The 17,574-nt window shown below is 72.9% G+C and carries 16 protein-coding genes; 12 read left to right on the top strand and 4 right to left on the bottom strand.

The window, feature by feature from the left end:
• Positions 1–8: 8 nt before the first annotated feature.
• The 12 genes from B0E53_RS07290 to B0E53_RS07240 all read left to right on the top strand — a co-directional run bounded on the left by B0E53_RS07290 (position 9) and on the right by B0E53_RS07240 (position 14,590).
• Positions 9–1,952, top strand: a complete 1,944-nt coding sequence (locus B0E53_RS07290) for an amylo-alpha-1,6-glucosidase (protein ID WP_107075295.1) — start codon at positions 9–11, stop codon at positions 1,950–1,952.
• Between the two features lie 131 nt (positions 1,953–2,083).
• The gene (locus B0E53_RS07285) at positions 2,084–3,409 is read left to right on the top strand and encodes a glycosyltransferase family 4 protein (protein WP_107075294.1); all 1,326 of its coding nucleotides are present in this window, start codon (positions 2,084–2,086) and stop codon (positions 3,407–3,409) included.
• A gap of 131 nt (positions 3,410–3,540) precedes the next feature.
• Positions 3,541–3,675, top strand: coding sequence for a hypothetical protein (locus B0E53_RS40045; RefSeq protein ID WP_281492840.1), 135 nt, complete (start codon positions 3,541–3,543; stop codon positions 3,673–3,675).
• A 199-nt stretch (positions 3,676–3,874) separates the two neighbouring features.
• Positions 3,875–4,684, top strand: a complete 810-nt coding sequence (locus B0E53_RS07280; protein ID WP_107075293.1) for a metal-dependent hydrolase — start codon at positions 3,875–3,877, stop codon at positions 4,682–4,684.
• Between the two features lie 5 nt (positions 4,685–4,689).
• Entirely contained in the window at positions 4,690–5,613 is a 924-nt protein-coding gene (locus B0E53_RS07275) for an amidohydrolase family protein (protein WP_107075315.1), read from the top strand.
• A gap of 146 nt (positions 5,614–5,759) precedes the next feature.
• The gene (locus B0E53_RS07270) at positions 5,760–6,875 is read left to right on the top strand and encodes a LacI family DNA-binding transcriptional regulator (RefSeq protein WP_107075292.1); all 1,116 of its coding nucleotides are present in this window, start codon (positions 5,760–5,762) and stop codon (positions 6,873–6,875) included.
• Between the two features lie 36 nt (positions 6,876–6,911).
• Positions 6,912–8,213 carry an extracellular solute-binding protein gene (locus B0E53_RS07265; protein WP_107075291.1) on the top strand — a complete coding sequence of 434 codons (1,302 nt, stop codon included), beginning with the start codon at positions 6,912–6,914 and terminating at the stop codon, positions 8,211–8,213.
• A 66-nt stretch (positions 8,214–8,279) separates the two neighbouring features.
• The gene (locus B0E53_RS07260) at positions 8,280–9,254 is read left to right on the top strand and encodes a sugar ABC transporter permease (protein ID WP_107075290.1); all 975 of its coding nucleotides are present in this window, start codon (positions 8,280–8,282) and stop codon (positions 9,252–9,254) included.
• Positions 9,254–10,132 (top strand): carbohydrate ABC transporter permease, encoded by an 879-nt coding sequence (locus B0E53_RS07255; RefSeq protein WP_107075289.1) that lies wholly within the window; start codon positions 9,254–9,256, stop codon positions 10,130–10,132. Before B0E53_RS07260 ends, B0E53_RS07255 begins: the two co-directional genes overlap by 1 nt.
• Positions 10,129–12,351 carry an alpha-xylosidase gene (gene yicI / locus B0E53_RS07250; protein WP_107075288.1) on the top strand — a complete coding sequence of 741 codons (2,223 nt, stop codon included), beginning with the start codon at positions 10,129–10,131 and terminating at the stop codon, positions 12,349–12,351. Before B0E53_RS07255 ends, yicI begins: the two co-directional genes overlap by 4 nt.
• A complete protein-coding gene (locus B0E53_RS07245) occupies positions 12,348–13,751 on the top strand; it encodes a GH1 family beta-glucosidase (protein ID WP_107075287.1) in 1,404 nt (467 codons plus the stop codon). The genes yicI and B0E53_RS07245 overlap by 4 nt, the downstream gene beginning before the upstream one ends.
• Positions 13,752–14,041: 290 nt before the next feature.
• A complete protein-coding gene (locus tag B0E53_RS07240) occupies positions 14,042–14,590 on the top strand; it encodes a DUF1062 domain-containing protein (RefSeq protein WP_107075286.1) in 549 nt (182 codons plus the stop codon).
• Positions 14,591–14,650: 60 nt separating this feature from the next.
• Here B0E53_RS07240 and B0E53_RS38570 read toward each other — a convergent pair whose 3' ends face one another.
• The 4 genes from B0E53_RS38570 to B0E53_RS07220 form a co-directional block, all read right to left on the bottom strand.
• Positions 14,651–14,788 carry a hypothetical protein gene (locus B0E53_RS38570; RefSeq protein WP_210405975.1) on the bottom strand — a complete coding sequence of 46 codons (138 nt, stop codon included), beginning with the start codon at positions 14,786–14,788 and terminating at the stop codon, positions 14,651–14,653.
• A complete protein-coding gene (locus B0E53_RS07235; protein WP_146167611.1) occupies positions 14,785–15,561 on the bottom strand; it encodes a hypothetical protein in 777 nt (258 codons plus the stop codon). The genes B0E53_RS38570 and B0E53_RS07235 overlap by 4 nt, the downstream gene beginning before the upstream one ends.
• A gap of 58 nt (positions 15,562–15,619) precedes the next feature.
• Positions 15,620–16,213: an NTP transferase domain-containing protein gene (locus B0E53_RS07225; RefSeq protein ID WP_107075283.1), complete on the bottom strand. Its 594-nt coding sequence runs from the start codon at positions 16,211–16,213 to the stop codon at positions 15,620–15,622.
• A gap of 142 nt (positions 16,214–16,355) precedes the next feature.
• The coding region (locus B0E53_RS07220) for a bifunctional 3'-5' exonuclease/DNA polymerase (protein ID WP_107075282.1) at positions 16,356–17,574 on the bottom strand (1,219 nt) is incomplete at its 5' end.

The raw sequence follows: 17,574 nt of genomic DNA, 5'->3' as shown, positions 1-17,574 counted from the left end.
GAGGAAAAGTGATCGACATTCGCTTCGGTCCGCAGGTCTGCGGGGAGCTGTCCGCCTCGTCGACCCGGGAGTGGCTGGTCACCGACGGGCGGGGCGGCTACGCCATGGGCACGGTCGCCGGGCTGCGTACCCGGCGCTACCACGGGCTGCTGGTGGTGGCCGGGGAGACGCCCGCCGCCCGCAAGGTGGGACTGGTCAGCCTCGACCCGGCGGTGACCCTGCCGTCCGGGCAGCAGGCCCGGCTCGGCGCGCACGAGTGGTCCTCCGGCGTGGTCGACCCGCGCGGCTTCGAACTGCTGGAGCGCTTCGACCTCACCGACGGGGTGCCCCGCTGGCGCTGGCGGGTCGGCGACGTGGTGATCGAGCGGGAGATCGCCATGGCGTACGGCCGGTCCTGCGTGGCGGTGGTGCACCGGCTCATCTCCGGCGGCCCGGTCCGGCTGGACCTGGCCGCGGCCTGCACCTGGCGGGACGCGCACGGCGAGCGGCGGGCGGACGGCCCGGCCCCGCGGCTGGAGCAGGTGGCCGGCGGCGCGGTGGTGGACGGCGCGTTCCGGCTGGCCGGGCCCGACTGGAACCCCGAGGGGCAGTGGTGGCTCGGGGTGCGGCACCGCGAGGAGGCGGCGCGCGGCCTGCACCCCGACGAGGACCTCTGGTACGCGGGCCGGTTCTCCGGCGCCCTCGACGAGCCGGGCGCCGAGGTGTCCGTGCTGGCCTGGGCGGACGACCTGGCCGAGGAGCCGCCGCCGGCGACCGCGCTGGTCGAGGCGGCCCGGCGGCGGCACCGGGCGGTGGTGGCCGCCGCGAAGCCGGACGACGACGTCGACGCGACCCTCGCCCTGGCCGCCGACGCGTTCGTGGTGCGCACCGCCACCGGCCCGGACGTGGTGGCCGGCTACCCCTGGTTCGGGGCCTGGTCGCGGGACACCATGACCTCCTACGAGGGGCTCTTCCTCCGCACCAACCGGCCCGACGAGGGGCGGGACCTGCTGCGGGCGTACGCGGCCACGCTGTCCGAGGGGATGCTCGCCAACACCGCGGACACCGGACGGGTGGAGCACAACACGGTCGACGCGACGCTGTGGTTCCTGCACGCGGTGAGCCGGCACGTCGCCGTCACCGGGGACACCGACCTCGGCGCGGAGCTGCTCCCGGCGCTGCACGGCGTGGTGGCGGCGCACGTGGCGGGCACCCGCTACGGCATCCGGGTCGACCCGGCCGACGGGCTGCTCACCCAGGGCGGTCCGCCGGACGTCGCGCTGACCTGGATGGACGCCCGGGTCTACGGGGTGCCGGTCACCCCGCGCACCGGCAAGCCGGTCGAGGTCAACGCGCTGTGGGTGAACGGGCTGGCCGGGCTCGCCGAGCTGACCGAACTGGCCGGCCGGGACGCCACCGAGCTGCGGGACCGGCACGCGCGGGCCGTCGCCGCGTTCAAGGAGCGCTTCCCCACGCCGGCCGGCTGGCTGCACGACGTGGTCGACGCGCCGGCGCCCGCGTACCCGCTCGGCGGGGCACCGCACCACGACGACGACCTGCTCCGCCCCAACCAGCTGCTCGCCTGGTCGCTGCCGTACGCGCCCCTGGAGCCGGACGAGGCCACCCTGCGCCGGGTCACCGAGGGCCTGTTCACCCCGCTGGGGCCGCGCAGCCTCGCCCCCGACTCCCCCGGCTTCGTCGGCCGGCACCGGGGCGGCCCGGCCGAGCGGGACTCGGGCTACCACCAGGGCACGGTCTGGCCCTGGCTGATCGGGCCGTTCGTCGACGCGTACCGCCGGGCCGGCCTGCCCGCCGACGACCTGCTGGTGGGGCTGGAGGGGCACCTGACCGAGTACGGCCTGGGCTCGGTCAGCGAGACCGCCGACGGGCTGGCCCCGCACGCCGCCACCGGCTGCCCGTTCCAGGCGTGGTCGGTGGCCGAGCTGCTGCGCGTCCGGCGACTCGGCCGGTAACGCGTTACAGACCGGCAACCGGCGCGTCTCCGCTGGTTATCGACCGCTGGGCAGGATGGGCTGCGACCCCACGACGCGCCCCCACGCGGTGCCGTCGGGCGGTGCGGGAACCACAACTCAGAGGGGGCCGCATGTCAGCTGACGCCGAAGTGATCGACATCCAGCCCGCCCGGCACCACCGGGTGCTGATCCTCTCCTGGGAGTACCCACCCGTGCTCGTCGGTGGCCTCGGCCGCCACGTGCACGCGCTCTCCGTGGCACTGGCCGCCGCCGGCCACGAGGTCACCGTCGTCACCCGGCACGCCGAGGGCGTCCCCCTGGAGGAGTACGCCGAGGGCGTGCGCATCCTGCGGGCCGCCGAGGACCCGGTCCGGTTCCCGCTCGCCACCGACTCGCTGCTGGCCTGGACCATGGCCTTCAACCACACCCTCACCCGGGTGGCGCTGCGCGCCGCCGAGTCCGGCGCGTACGACGTCATCCACGCCCACGACTGGCTGGTCGCGCACACCGCGGTGACCCTGGCCGAGCACCTGGACCTGCCCCTGGTCACCACCATCCACGCCACCGAGGCCGGCCGGCACCAGGGCTGGCTGCCGGCGGAGATGAACCGCACCATCCACGGCGTCGAGCACTGGCTGAGCAACGCCTCGGCCCGGGTGATCGCGTGCTCCGGCTACATGCGCGACCAGGTGGCGCGGCTGTTCGACGTGCCGGCCGGGCGGATCGACGTGGTGCCCAACGGGGTGGACGACCGGGCCTGGCACGCCCGTCCCCGCGCGGTCGCCGCCGCCCGGGCCCGGTTCGCCGGGGACGGCCCGCTGGTCGGGTACGCCGGCCGGCTGGTGTACGAGAAGGGCGTGCAGCACCTGGTGCACGCCGTGCCGTACCTGCGGGACCGGCACCCCGGCCTGCGGGTGGTGATCGCCGGCGACGGCCCGTACCGGGACGAGCTGGTCGACCAGGCGCGCCGGCTGCGCCTGGCCGACACCGTACGGTTCGCCGGCTTCCTGGACACCACCCAGCTCCCGGCCGTCCTGGCCGCCACCGACGCGACGGTGGTCCCCAGCCTCTACGAGCCGTTCGGCATGATCGCCCTGGAGGCGGCCGCCGCCGGTGCACCCCTCGCGGTGGCGGACACCGGCGGCCTGGCCGAGATCGTCGAACCGGGGGTGACCGGGGTGACCTTCCCGCACGGCGACGCGGACGCCCTGGCCGGCGCGGTCGACCGGCTGCTCGGCGACGAGGTCTTCGCCCGCCGGGTCGCCCGCCGCGCCCGCACCATGGTCGCCGAGCGCTACGCCTGGTCCGCCATCGCCGCCCGGACCACCGGCAGCTACGCCACCGCCCGCCGCGAGCACGGCGCGTTCCAGGCCCGCCGGGCGACGGCGTTGCTGGCCGGTGGCCGATCCGCCATCGCCATCCCCGACGGGAACCTGCTGACCGGAGCCGCGAGCTGAGCCGGGCCGCCCGCACGGGCTGCAACAGTTCTGCCTCGCTCTCGGTCTGGCCGTGGACGAGTGGATCAGCGAGGTCGGCGGCGGGATGAACCTTCGCCGCAAGAAACGGCGAGCGGCTGCACGCGCTGCGGGTGCTGCCCGGCGACGCCGGCGGATGGACGCTGGGCTGGACCACCTCCGACGCCGACTGGTCCGCCGGGGCCGGGCAGCTGGCGCTGATCCGGAACAGTTTCCGGCCGGGCCGCTCCAGCCACGCGGCCGGCTGACACGCGGCGTCCCATCCCCGACAGTTGTCCGGGCCCGCCGGGGTCGGGACGACATACTTCCTGGTGATTCGGCGGCGCCCGCCGGGCCGGTCCGCGAACCCCTCCCCAGTGGACCGTCCGGGTGATGGCCCCGCGACCCGGTGCCTAACTACAGTGGCGTAGTTTTGTCGATCAAGATCTCTGGGGAGGGCGAGCCGAGATGATGGGACCATCCCACGCGCTGTCCGGCGCGGCGGTGTGGCTGACCGGCTCCTGGGCGCTGGACCAGTTCGCCGACTATCACCAGACGCCGCTCGCGCTGGCGGTCGGCACCGCGGTCTGCGCGGGCGGGGCGCTCTTCCCCGACCTCGACCTCTCCGGCAAGGTGACCCGCAACCAGGGCGGCGCCACCGTGGCCCGGACCTTCGGGGTGTTCAGCCTCTTCATCGCCGAGGTGATGGAGAAGATCTCGCTGGGCGTCTACTACGCGACCAAGCTCAGCAAGGATCCGCGCCGCAACAACGGGCACCGGACGCTGACCCACACCATCCCGTTCACCCTGCTGGTCGGCTGGGGCACCACGGCACTCTGCGCCGCCTACGGCAAGTGGGCGGTGGTCAGCATCCTCTTCTTCATGATCGGTCTGGCGCTGCGCGGGCTCTTCGACGAGTGGGCCGAGCGGGCCGGCTGGGTGGTCGTCACCCTGCTGTCGGCGGCCGCGGCCTGGTTCACCTTCGCCAACCTGCCCGGCGACCGTGGCTATCCGCTGATCGGCACCGCGGTGGGGGTGGGCTGCTTCGTGCACATCCTCGGCGACATGATCACCAAGGCGGGAGTGCCGATCCTCTGGCCCATCCCGATCAAGCGGCGGATGTGGACGATGGTCGGGCTGCCCAACGGCATCGCGCTGCGTACCGGCAGCAAGGCCGAGACGATCGTGCTGCGCGGGGTACTGACCGTGCTCGCCGTGCTCGCCGCGGTGGGGCTGGTCGCGCCCTCGGTACTGCAGCGGTTCAACATCGAGGTGTGACAGACCTGGTCGACGGCTTCGAGGCACCGGCGGACCAGTTCCGGCCGCCGGCCGAGGACGGGACGGTACCCGGGTTCTGGCGTGAGCTGGGGCTGCCCGGGCTCGCCGACGTGCACACCCACTTCCTGCCGCCCCGCATGCTGCGCAAGGTGTGGGCGTACTTCGACGCGGCCGGGCCGCTGGTCGGCACCGAGTGGCCGATCCGCTACCGGTGGGACGACGAGGCGCGGGTGGCGCACCTGCGCCGGCTCGGCGTGCGGGCGTTCACCGCGCTGGCGTACCCGCACCGGCCCGGCATGGCCGAGTCGCTGAACACCTGGACGCTGGACTTCGCGGCGCGTACCCCGGGTTGCCTGCCCTCGGCGACCTTCTTCCCGGAGCCGGCGGCCGCGCGCTACGTGGCGGACGCGCTCGCGGCCGGCGCCCGGGTGTTCAAGGTGCACGTCCAGGTGGGCGGCTTCGCGCCGACCGACCCGGCGCTGGACGAGGTGTGGGGGCTGCTGGCCGAGGCCGGCGTGCCGGTGGTGGTGCACGCCGGGCACGCGCCGGTCGGCACCGCGCACACCGGACCGGCGTCGTTCGCCGCGCTGCTGGCCCGGCACCCCGCGCTGACCGCCGTCGTGGCGCACCTGGGCGCGCCGGACTACGCGGCCTTCCTGGACCTGGCCGAGCGGTACCGGCACGTACGGCTGGACACGACGATGGCGTTCACCTCGTTCTTCGACCGGTTCATGCCGTTCCCGGCGGCGGAGCTGCCCCGGCTGCGCGAGCTGGGGCTGGCCGGGAAGGTGCTGCTCGGCAGCGACTTCCCGAACATCCCCTACCCGTACGCGACGCAGCTGACCGGGCTGGCCCGGCTGGAGCTGGGCGACGACTGGCTGCGGGCGGTCTGCTGGGAGGCCGCCGCCGCGCTGTTCGACCTGGCCTGAGCCGGCCGGCCGCGCCGGCGACCCCATCTTGTCACCGGCTATTGACGTGGGCGTAACACCTGACCTACCTTCTGTCGAAACGCTTCGTCGAAGCGCTTCGACAACCACCCGGGCAGCCCCCGGGGGAGGGCCGGAGGAGGTGCGGGATGGCCACCATGCAGGACGTCGCCCGCCGCGCCGGCGTATCGGTCAGCACCGTGTCGTACGTGCTCACCGGCGCCCGCCCGATCTCCCAGGCCACCCGGGACAAGGTGCACGCCGCCATGGCGGAGCTGGACTACCAGCCCAACGCCATGGCGCGCGGGCTGGCCAGCCGGCGCAGCCGGATCCTCGGGCTGCTCATGCCGATGGACGAGCGCGGCCTGGGCGCCACCGAGACCGCCTTCGTCACCGGCGCGGCCGCCGCCGCCAGCGCCGCCGGCTACCACCTGGTGCTCTCCCCCATCGGCGTGGAGGACACGGACGAGCTGCGCCGGCTGGCCAGCCAGCGGATGCTCGACGGGGCGCTGCTCATGGAGGTGCAGCTCGACGACCCCCGGGTGGACCTGCTGCGCGGCCTGGGCGTCCCGCTGGTGCTGATCGGGCGAACCGCCGACACCACCGGCCTGTCGTACGTCGACATCGACTTCGACCGCACGGTCCGCGACGCCGTCGACCACCTGGTCGGGCTCGGGCACCGGCGGATCGTCTACGTCAACCACTCCCCGGCGACCATCGCGCACGGCTACGGCCCGGCGCTGCGCACCCGGGACGCCTTCGTGGCGGCGATGACCGGGCACGGCCTCGACCCGCTCATGATCGCCGCGGAGGACAGCGCGGCCGGCGGGCGGGCCGCGCTCAGCGAGGCGTTCGGCCGGGCGCCCGACCTCACCGCGGTCCTCGCCATGAACGAGAACGCCGTCTTCGGCATCCTCGGCGAGCTGGCCGGTCGCGGCCTGAGCGTGCCCGGCGACGTCTCGGTGGTCTCCATGGTCACCTCACCCCAGGTCGCCGAGCTGGCGACACCGGCGCTCACCGCGATGACCTCACCCGGCTCCGCGCTGGGCCGGATCGCGGTCGAGACGCTGCTGCGGCACCTCGACGGCGGCAGCGGCGAGATCCACCAGCAACTGCTGCCCTGCGTCCTGGAGGTCCGCGGCTCGAGCGGACCACCCCGTGCGGCGGGTGGCGACAGCACGACCGGGGCCGGCCCTGCCAGGCCGGCGCCGGCACGTACCGAGGAAGCAGCCCGCCGCCGCGCTGCCACGCGACGACGGGCCTGAGGGAGTACCGGCTCGATACTCACAAGGAGATTAGCAATGCAGCGACTCCGGAGAGTCGCCGCGGCGGCCGTGGTGGCCGCGCTCGCGGCGACCGGCGTGACCGCCTGCGGCGACGACGGCGAAGACGGCAGCGGGGCGAAGGTCCTCAAGCTCTGGCACTACGAGAGCGCGAACAGCGCGATGGGCGTCGCCTGGGACAAGGCGATCGAGATCTTCAAGCAGGAGCACCCCGGCGTCGAGGTCCGCTTCGAACGTAAGGCGTTCGAGCAGATCCAGCAGAACGCCGGCATGATCATCAACTCGTCCGAGGGCCCGGACATCATGGAGTACAACAAGGGCAACGCCACCGCCGGCCTGCTCTCCTCCCAGGGCCTGCTCACCGACCTGACCGCCGAGGCGACGAAGCGCGGCTGGGACAAGGCCCTCAGCCCCAGCCTGCAGACCACCGCCCGGTACGACGACAAGGGTGTGATGGGCTCGGGCAACTGGTTCGGCGTGCCGAACTACGGCGAGTACGTGATGGTCTACTACAACAAGGACCTGTTCACGAAGTACGGCGTCCCGGTGCCGACCACGCTCGACGGGATGACCGCGGCCATGGACACCTTCGTCGGCAAGGGCGTCACCCCGCTGGGCACGGCGGGCGCCGAGTACCCGGCCGGGCAGCTCTTCTACCAGCTCGCCCTGTCGAAGGCGGACCGGGCGTTCGTGGACGACTACCAGCTCTACAAGAACCCGGTCGACTTCCACGCCGACCCGCTGAAGTACGGCGCGGAGACCTTCGCGCAGTGGGTGGGCAAGGGCTACGTGTCGAAGGACTCCGCCAGCGCGAAGGCGGAGGACATGGGGACCGCGTTCATCGCCGGCAAGACCCCGATGATCGTCTCCGGCAGCTGGTGGTACGGCCGGTTCAAGGACGAGATCAAGTTCAACTGGGACACCTTCCTCTTCCCCGGCAACAAGCTCAACGCCGGCTCGTCGGGCAACCTCTGGGTGGTCCCGGCCACGAGCAAGGCCAAGAACCTGGCGTACGACTTCGTCGACATCACGCTGCGGCCGGAGGTCCAGGCGCTGATCGGCAACAACGGTGGCGTCCCGGTCGCCGGCGACCCGACCAAGATCAGTGACCCGAAGGACAAGAAGCTGATCGAGAACTTCAACGCCGTCAGCGGCCAGGACGGCCTGGCCTTCTACCCGGACTGGCCGGTGCCCGGCTACTACGACGTGCTCGTCTCCGGTTTCCAGGGGCTGATCAACCGGTCCAAGTCGCCCGAGCAGGTGCTCGACGCGATCGCCAAGCCCTACCAGGACGGCGTCGCGGAGATCAAGCGCGACTGACGACGGCGGGGGCGGCGGCGCCCGGCGCGACCGGGCGCCGCCACCCCACCGCGGAAGGACCCTCCCATGGCAGTGCCCGACACCGTGGCCGCCCCCGAGCGGGCCACCACACCATCCCCGCCGGCGGCGACCGCCCGGCGGCCCCGCTCCCGCCCCGACCGGGCGTACTGGCTCTACCTGCTCCCGGGCGCGGTGCTCTTCCTGCTGGTCATCGGCGGCCCGCTGGTCTACACCGGCTACCTCTCGCTCACCCGCTGGTCCGGGGTCGGCGACCCCACCTGGATCGGCTTGGAGAACTACCGGAACCTCTTCCACGACGACGTCTTCTGGACCTCGTTCCGCAACACCCTGGCGATGATCGTCGCGATGGTGGTGCTGCCCACCCTGGTCGGCCTGGTGCTCGCCGCGGTGCTCTTCGACGCCATCGGGCGCAGGTTCCGGCCGCGCACCGCCGCCGCGCTGCGGGCCGCCTTCTACCTGCCGCAGGTGCTCCCGGTCGTGGTGGCCGGCATCGTCTGGGGCTGGATCCTGCGGCCGGACGGCGCGTTCAACGGACTGCTCGACGCGGTCGGGCTCGGCGCGCTGCGGCACGACTGGCTCGGCGACCCGGACACCGCGCTGCCCGTGGTGATGGCGGTGATGATCTGGGTGCAGATCGGCTACCCGGTGGTCGTCTTCATGGCGGCGCTGGAGCGGGTCGACCCGGAGCTCTACGAGGCCGCCGAGCTGGACGGCGCCGGCTGGTTCCGCCGGTTCCGGGCGATCACCCTCCCGCAGATCCGGCCCGAGACGTTCGTGGTCGGGCTGACCTGCACCATCGCGGCCATGAAGGTGTTCGGGCCGATCTACGCGCTCACCCGGGGCGGGCCGGAGAACGCCACAAACGTCCCGTCCTACTTCGCCTACTACACCTTCTTCAAGAAGCTGCACGTCGGCTACGGCTCGGCGATCTCCATGGTGCTCACGCTGATCATCGTGGTGGTGAGCGTGCTCTTCATCCGGGCGCAGAACCGGGCCGAGCGACGGGACGGAGGGCTCTGATGGCCGTCACGACCACACCGGCCGCCGGACGGGCCCGCCGGGTCCGGGACCGGCACCACCGCGGCGCGGGCCGCTGGGTGGTGCTCGCCCTGGTCACCGTGGCGGCGCTGGTCATGCTGGTGCCGTTCGCGTTCATGCTGCTCAACGCCTTCAAGTCGCCCGGCGACTACTCGACGAACGGCCCGCTGAGCTGGCCGTCGGAGTTCTACACGAAGGGGCTGCGGACCTACTGGGAGCAGGTCGACTTCCCGGTGAAGCTGTGGAACTCGATCCTCATCTCCGGCTCGGTCGCCGTGGCCGGCGTGCTGGTCTCGCTGCTGAACGCGTACGCGCTGGGTATCGGCCGGGTCCGCGGCCGGCTCTGGATCATCGGCCTCTTCCTGCTGGCCAACATGCTGCCGCAGGAGGCACTGATCTACCCGCTCTACCACTTCGCCAAGGAAGCCGGGCTCTACAACACCCGGCTCGCCGTGATCATCATCTTCACGGTGATCCAGAGCGCGTTCGGCACCTACCTGCTGGCCTCGGTGCTCAGCACCTTCCCGCGCCAACTGCTGGAGGCCGCGGCGCTGGACGGCGCAGGCAGATGGCGGATCCTCTGGCGAGTGGTGCTGCCGAACCTGCGACCCACCCTCGCCGTGCTGCTGGTCTTCTTCTTCATCTGGACCTGGAACGAGTTCCTCATCCCGCTGGTCATGCTCATCGACAACCAGACGCAGACCGTCCCGGTCGCGCTCGCCTCGTTGCAGGGCGACCGGCTGATGGACGCCCCCACCACCAACGCCGGATCGCTGCTCAGCCTGGTCCCGGCGATCCTGTTCTTCCTCATCTTCCAGCGCACCCTGGCGCGCGGCATCACGGCAGGAGCCGAGAAGTGAAGTTCACCGACGGGTACTGGCAACTGCGCCCCGGGGTCCGGGTGCTGCGTCCCGGCACGGTCGAGTCGGTGGAGCCGGACGAGCGCGGGTTCACCGTGTTCGCCCCGACCGGCCGGACCACCGGGCGCGGCGACACCCTCAACCGGCCGGTGGTCACCGTCCGGTTCTTCTCCGCCGCGCCCGGGGTGGTCGGGGTGACCATCGGCCACCACACCGGCGGGCTGCCCCGGCAGCCCCGCTTCGCCCTCGCCGACTCCGCCGAGCACCCGGTGCACGTCGAGATCACCGGGCTGCACGCCCTGCTGACCACCGGCGAGCTGACCGTCCGGGTCGCCCTGACCGGCCCGTGGCGGGTCGACTTCCTCCGCGGCGACCGGCTGGTCACCTCCTCCACCGAGCGCAGCGTCGGCGTCGTCACCGACGCCGACGGCGGGACGTACGTGCACGAGCGGCTCGCGCTCGGCGTCGGCGAGACGATCCACGGCCTCGGCGAACGGTTCGGGGCGTACGTGAAGAACGGCCAGACCGTCGACATCTGGAACGCCGACGGCGGCACCGCCAGCGAGCAGGCGTACAAGAACGTGCCGTTCTACCTGAGCAGCGCCGGGTACGGCGTCTTCGTCGACCATCCCGAGCACGTCTCCTTCGAGATCGGCTCGGAGGTGGTGTCGCAGACCCAGTTCAGCGTGGCGGGGCAGTCGCTCACCTACCACCTGATCGACGGCCCCACCCCGAAGGACGTGCTGCGCCGGTACACCGCGCTGACCGGCCGCCCGGCCCGGGTGCCCGCCTGGTCGTACGGGCTCTGGCTGTCCACCTCGTTCACGACCTCCTACGACGAGAAGACGGTGAACGAGTTCATCGACGGGATGGCCGAGCGGGACGTGCCGCTGTCGGTGTTCCACTTCGACTGCTTCTGGATGCGGCAGTTCCACTGGGTCGACTTCGTCTGGGACCCGGCGACCTTCCCCGACCCGGAGGGCATGCTGCGCCGGCTGCACGAGCGCGGCCTGAAGGTCTGCGTCTGGATCAACCCGTACATCGCCCAGCGGTCGTACCTGTTCGAGGAGGGCCGACAGGCCGGCTACCTGGTGCGCCGGCCGGACGGCTCGGTCTGGCAGTGGGACATGTGGCAGGCCGGCATGGCGCTTGTCGACTTCACCAACCCGGACGCGGCCGCCTGGTACGCCGGCAAGCTCAAGGTCCTGCTCGACATGGGCGTCGACTGCTTCAAGACCGACTTCGGCGAGCGGATCCCGACCGACGTGGTCTGGCACGACGGCGCCGACCCGCAGCGGATGCACAACTACTACTCCTACCTCTACAACAGGACAGTGTTCGAGCTGCTGGAGGCCGAGCGCGGGGAGGGCGAGGCCGTCCTCTTCGCCCGGTCGGCCACCGCGGGCGGCCAGCAGTTCCCGGTGCACTGGGGCGGCGACTGCGAGTCCACCTTCGCGGCGATGGCCGAGTCGCTGCGCGGCGGGCTGTCGCTGGCCGCGTCGGGCTTCGGCTACTGGAGCCACGACATCGGCGGCTTTGAGGGCACCCCCGACGCGGCGGTGTTCAAGCGGTGGATCGCCTTCGGGCTGCTCTCCTCGCACTCGCGCCTGCACGGCTCCGGCTCGTACCGGGTGCCGTGGCTCTTCGACGACGAGGCGGTGGACGTGCTGCGCCACTTCACCCGGCTCAAGCTGCGCCTCATGCCGTACCTGGCGGCGGCCGCCGAGGAGGCGCACCGGGAGGGCGTGCCGATCATGCGGCCGATGCTGCTGGAGTTCCCGGACGACCCGACCGCCGCGTACCTGGACCGGCAGTACATGCTCGGCCCGGACCTGCTGGTGGCGCCGGTGCTGAGCTCGGACGGCCAGGTGACCTACTACGTGCCGGCGGGCACCTGGACCCACCTGGTCACCGGCGAGCGGGTGAACGGCCCGGGCTGGGTGACCGAGAAGCACGACGTGGACAGCGTGCCGGTGCTCGTCCGGCCCGGCGCGGTGATCCCGACCGGCGCCCGCGACGACCGGCCGGACTACGCCTGGGCCGACGGGGTGCGGCTGCGGCTCTTCGCGCCGGTGCCGGGGCAGCGGACCCGGGTCCGGGTGCCGGCCCCCGACGGCGGGCCGGGCGCCGAGTTCGAGGTGCGCTACCAGGACGGTACGGCCGGCGCCGAGCTGGTGTCGGGGACTTCGTCGGGGTACGTGGTGGAGGTGACGGGATGAGCACGGTCGAGTTTCCCGAGGGCTTCGTCTGGGGTACGGCCACGGCGGCCTACCAGATCGAGGGGGCGGCGCGGGAGGACGGCCGGGGACCGTCCATCTGGGACACCTACAGCCACACGCCGGGGCTGACGCGCAACGGGGACACCGGGGACGTGGCGGCCGACCACTACCACCGGTGGGCCGAGGACCTGCGCCACCTGGCCGAGCTGGGGGTCGGGGCGTACCGGTTCTCGATCTCCTGGCCGCGGGTGCAGCCGGGCGGCGCCGGCCGGCTCAACCCGGCCGGGGTGGACTTCTACTCCCGGCTGGTGGACCGCCTGCTCGACCTGGGCATCCAGCCGGTCGCCACGATGTACCACTGGGACCTGCCGCAGGAGGTGGAGGACGCCGGCGGCTGGCCGGCCCGGGACACCGCCCTCCGGTTCGCCGACTACGCCGCCGGCATCGTCGGTGCGCTCGGCGACCGCGTGCACACCTGGACCACGCTCAACGAGCCGTGGTGCTCGGCCTACCTCGGGTACGCCTCCGGGGTGCACGCCCCGGGCCGGACCGAGCCGGCCGCGGCGCTGGCCGCCGTGCACCACCTGAACCTGGCGCACGGCCTGGCCGGGCGGCTGGTCCGCGAGCTGGCCCCGGCCGCCCGACTCTCGGTCACGCTGAACCTGCACGTGATCCGGCCGGCCTCGGACTCGCCGGCCGACCACGACGCGGTACGCCGGATCGACGCGCTGGCCAACCGGGCGTTCCTCGGCCCGGTGCTCGACGGGACGTACCCGGCCGACCTGCTCGCCGACACCGCAGGGGTGACCGACTGGTCGTTCGTGCGCGACGGCGACGAGCGGACCGCCGCCGTGCCGCTGGACGTGCTGGGCGTCAACTACTACTCCAGCACCCTGGTCCGGGCCTGGGACGGGGTGTCGCCCCGGTCCGACGCGGACGGGCACGGCGCCTCGGCCCACACCCCGTGGGTCGGCGCCGGCGACGTCGACTTCCTGCCCCAGCCCGGTCCGCACACCGCGATGGGCTGGAACATCGACCCGGGCGGGATGACCGAACTGCTGCTGCGCCTGCACCGGGAGCACCCCGACCAGCCGCTGATGATCACGGAGAACGGCGCCGCCTTCGACGACGTGGTCTCCCCCGACGGCGCCGTGCACGACGACCGGCGGGTGGACTACCTGCGCCGGCACGTCGGTGCCGTGGCCGACGCGATCGCGGCGGGCGCCGACGTCCGCGGCTACTTCGTCTGGTCGCTGCTGGACAACTTCGAGTGGGCGTACGGCTACGACCGCCGGTTCGGGATCATCCGGGTCGACTACGACACCCAGGCACGCACCTGGAAGGACAGCGCCCACTGGTACCGCGGCCTGGCGACCACGAACCGGGTCCCGGACGCCTGACGGTCAGGGAAGCCGCTCGTCCGCCCAGCGGGCGAGCAACTCCAGCACCGGCCGGCGGCCGCTGCGGCCGGCCGTCGGTGTTCTGTCCGGACCTGGCGGCGAGTCTGCTGGAAAACCGGTGGAACAGCGCCGTTGTACGCCGTTACCGTGCTGCCGAGCCAGATCGTCCAGGCAGAGGACGTGCCGTTGTACACCCTGTGAGACCTCCCGAGCGCTGATTCGTCGCGCGTCGCGCATGTGCGCCGCGCTTCTTCTTGCTGCGGACTTCTCACTGAAACCGGTGTATTTCTGTGCTCATCAATTGGGTCGTCGCACCCACCTGCGTGCCCCTCGTCATCCGCCGTTGCCACGCGTGCCCGTCCGAGCGCTTCCGGGCGAGCGGCAAATTCCGCGTCAACGCCAACCACAAGCTCCTCGACGCCTGGCTCCTCGTGCTCTGTACCGGGTGCGGGGATACGGCGAAGCTCACGCTCCTCGAACGCACGAATGTCCGCTCCATCCGACCCGAGCTGCTGGGCCGGCTGCATGACAACGACCCGGGCCTGACCGCCGAGCTGCTCCAGGATCCAGGCGTGCGGCACCGTAATCGCATCGCCCTCGACTGGAACAACGCCTGGCGCCTCGACACCGGCGGATCGGATCACCTGGACCGCGAGGTGATCGACGTCGCGGTCCGCTTCGCGGCACGGATTCCGGTCCGGCCGGTGCGACTGATCGCGGAAGGCTGCGGGCTTTCGCGGGCCGAGGTCGAGAGACTGATCACGGAGGGGAAACTCGTGTCGGCGGTCCGGCTCAGCGGCAGGCTCTCCGGCGACTTCACCTTCACGCTCAAGCGCTGAGCCCTCATCGGGGCCAGGGCCTGTCCGGCACGATCCGCCGGACAGGCCCCGGCGCCGGCCCTACTTCGCCTCGAACCCGGGCTCGCGCCCGACCAGTTCCCGGTCCGCGAGGTCCTCGTCATACGCCATGCCCGCATCCTGGCACCCGTGCACGGCGTGCGGGAAGCAGCGGCCACGAGCGGCTCCGTCGACGGTCACGGCCTGGGCAGGTCGGCGCACAGCTTCCTCGGGAATGCCGGCTCCACGGTGCGGACCGGTCCGCAGCCGGCCTCCGTCGAACCGGCGATCGTGGCCCAGCCGCGCTGGCCGGCCCACCGCAGGAAGTAGCGGCGCACGTTGACCGTCGGCTCGCAGCCCGCCCTCGCCTCGGCGCCGCACGGCACCGGATCGAACGGCACCGTCATGACCAGCCACGTGCCGTCGCAGCCCTCAGGCGAGCCGACCGAGTGCCGCGACACGTCCATGCCCCGTACGGCGACGCTGATCCAGGCGGGGTCACAGTGGTCTGCCGGCATCGGGTCACAGCCGAACGTCGGATCGCAGCGGTGGTACTCCGCGCCGTCGCGCTTCCACGGCTCCTGGTTGAGCACGACGACGCGGCCGGCGATCGGCCCCGGCGCGGTCAACCTCACCTCGCCCGGTGTGTTGGTCGGGCAGGCCCCGACCACCCCCGACAGGCGCGAGTCCTGCACCACGTTGGCGAAGATGCGGTTGTTCTCCTCGACGAAGTAGGTGATCCGCGGATTCCGGGAGCATCCGTCGGCGTCAGCCAGCAGCGCCACGGTCAGCACGAGCGAGCGCGGGTCGTCGCTGAGGCGCACCGCCGTCACGTCGGCCTGGTAGGTGCCCCAGCGGGTGCCCTCGGCGGAGTCGGCCGGCGTGGGCCCGTCGCCCGGCGTGGGCACGTGGCCGGGTGTGGCGCAGCTCAGGAGCGCGGCCAGGCACAGCAGGGCGATGGCGAGTCGACGCATGGCGGTGAGTCTGGCCGCGCCGCCGATCCGCCGCATCCGTACGGGTACTCAGTCCACCTCAGACGCCGACCCGCTGCTCCGGGATGCTCAGGCCGTAGAGGGCCATCAGTTCCGGGCTGTCGATCCGGCTGCCGTCGGCCACCGCGTCGCAGGCGATGTCGACGATCTGGTCCTTGTGCGCCAGCAGGTAGGGCCGGGCGCCGACGTCGGCGCTGGCCAGGGTGGCGATGCCGGACCAGTGCCGGCGGCCGAAGAGCATCGGGTAGCCGCGCAGCCCGTCGTAGGTGGCGCAGGCCAGCACGTCCGGGTACGGCAGGGCGGCGACCCGGCGGATCGCCACGGCGGTGAGCCCGGGCATGTCCACCGGCACCACGACCACGGCCTCGATGGTCTCGTCGGTCAGCGCGGCCAGCCCGGCCCGGATCGAGGAGCCGACCCCGGTCCCCCAGGCCCGGTTGACCACCACGGTGGCCGCGCTCAGGTCGGTCGTCTGCCGCACCTGGTCGGCCGCCGCACCCAGCACGACCACGACCTCCACGCAGCCCGCCTCGGCCATCGTGTCGATCATCTGGCTCACCAGGGGCTTCTCCCCCTGGTGCAGCAGCGCCTCGGGTCCACCGATCCGGCGGCCCCCACCAGCGGCGATGATCATTCCTGCGATCCGGTTCAGCGGTGCCCCCTCGACCTGGGGGACAGACCGGAGGCAGCAGCGCCCGGTCCGTCCCGTCGTACGCACACCGGGCCCAACGAGCGCGCCGGGGTGCGGGTAGCGGGGCAAAACGGAAAATTGCCAACTATGCCGCGTCGGCGTAGCAGTCCACCACGGACAGGTCGAGCGGGAAGCGGACCGGCGTCTCACCGAAGAGCAGCCGGGTGGCCCGCGCCCCGGCCTCGGTGACCGCCGCGGCGACCGCCTCGGCGGCCTCGGCCGGACAGTGCACGATCACCTCGTCGTGCTGGAAGAAGACCAGCTCGGCCCCGCTGCCGGCCAACTCGGTGCGGAGCGTGGCCAGCAGCGTGGAGGCCCACTCGGCGGCGGTGGCCTGGATGACGAAGTTGCGGGTGAACCGCCCCCGCGAGCGGGCCGCCCGGGCGCGGGGGCTCTGCGGATCCGCCCCGGCGTCCACCACCGCCTCGTCGCCGTCGCCGAAGCCGACCGACCCCGGCGGGCAGGTACGCCCCAGCCACGAGCGCACCAGCCCGCCCGCCTCGCCGGTGCGGGCGGCCGCCTCGACGTGGCCGAACGCGGTCGGGTAGTTCGTCCTGAGCACCGCCAGGGCGGGCACCGCGGCGCCGCCGGTCTGCCCGTACATGGCGCCCAGCAGGGCCACCTTGGCCCGGGCCCGGTCACCGGCGAAGGCGTCCCGGGCCAGCGCCGCGTAGAGGTCACCGGCGCCACCGGCGGCGGCCAGCCGCTCGTCACCGGAGACCGCGGCGAGCACCCGCGGTTCGAGCTGGCCCGCGTCGGCCACCACGAAGGTCCAGCCCGGATCGGCCACCACGGCCCGCCGGATCACCTTCGGGATCTGCAACGCCCCGCCGCCCCGGGTGGCCCACCGGCCGGAGACCACGCCGCCCGGCACGTACTCCGGATGGAAGCGGCCGCCGGAGACCCAGGCGTCCCGCCAGGCCCAGCCGTGCGCCGTCCAGATCCGGTAGAGCTCCTTGTATTCCAGGACCAGCGGCACCGCGGGATGCTCCACCCCGCGCAGCACCCAGGCCCGGGTGTTCGGCAGCTCCACGCCGGCGCGGGCGAACGCCTTGAGCAGCTCGGCCGGGGAGTCGGCGTGCAGCTGGCGGACGCCGAACGCCTCGGCGATCCGGGCGGCCAGCTCGGCCAGCCGGCGGGGCGGACCGCCGACCGGGGACGCCTCGCCGAGCAGGTCGGCCAGGATCGCGTCGTGCACGTCGGCGCGCCAGGGCAGCCCGGCCGCGCCCATCTCGGCGGCGATCAGCGCGCCGGCCGACTCGGCGGCCACCAGCAGCCGGAACCGGCCGGGGTGCGCGGTCCGC

The organism is Micromonospora sp. MH33 (assembly GCF_003013775.1).
Classification (GTDB): domain Bacteria; phylum Actinomycetota; class Actinomycetes; order Mycobacteriales; family Micromonosporaceae; genus Micromonospora; species Micromonospora fulviviridis.
Note: the sequence above shows the minus strand (reverse complement) of the source record. Positions and strands in the feature narration are given on the sequence as shown.

Bases quoted from the DNA above. Each gene is read 5' to 3' on its own strand.
- B0E53_RS07285 (WP_107075294.1), top strand. From the start codon at position 2,084: ATGTCAGCTGACGCCGAAGTGATCGACATCCAGCCCGCCCGGCACCAC.
- B0E53_RS07280 (WP_107075293.1), top strand. From the start codon at position 3,875: ATGATGGGACCATCCCACGCGCTGTCCGGCGCGGCGGTGTGGCTGACC.
- B0E53_RS07270 (WP_107075292.1), top strand. From the start codon at position 5,760: ATGGCCACCATGCAGGACGTCGCCCGCCGCGCCGGCGTATCGGTCAGC.
- B0E53_RS07265 (WP_107075291.1), top strand. From the start codon at position 6,912: ATGCAGCGACTCCGGAGAGTCGCCGCGGCGGCCGTGGTGGCCGCGCTC.
- B0E53_RS07260 (WP_107075290.1), top strand. From the start codon at position 8,280: ATGGCAGTGCCCGACACCGTGGCCGCCCCCGAGCGGGCCACCACACCA.
- B0E53_RS07255 (WP_107075289.1), top strand. From the start codon at position 9,254: ATGGCCGTCACGACCACACCGGCCGCCGGACGGGCCCGCCGGGTCCGG.
- B0E53_RS07245 (WP_107075287.1), top strand. From the start codon at position 12,348: ATGAGCACGGTCGAGTTTCCCGAGGGCTTCGTCTGGGGTACGGCCACG.
- B0E53_RS07235 (WP_146167611.1), bottom strand. From the start codon at position 15,561: ATGCGTCGACTCGCCATCGCCCTGCTGTGCCTGGCCGCGCTCCTGAGC.
- B0E53_RS07225 (WP_107075283.1), bottom strand. From the start codon at position 16,213: ATGATCATCGCCGCTGGTGGGGGCCGCCGGATCGGTGGACCCGAGGCG.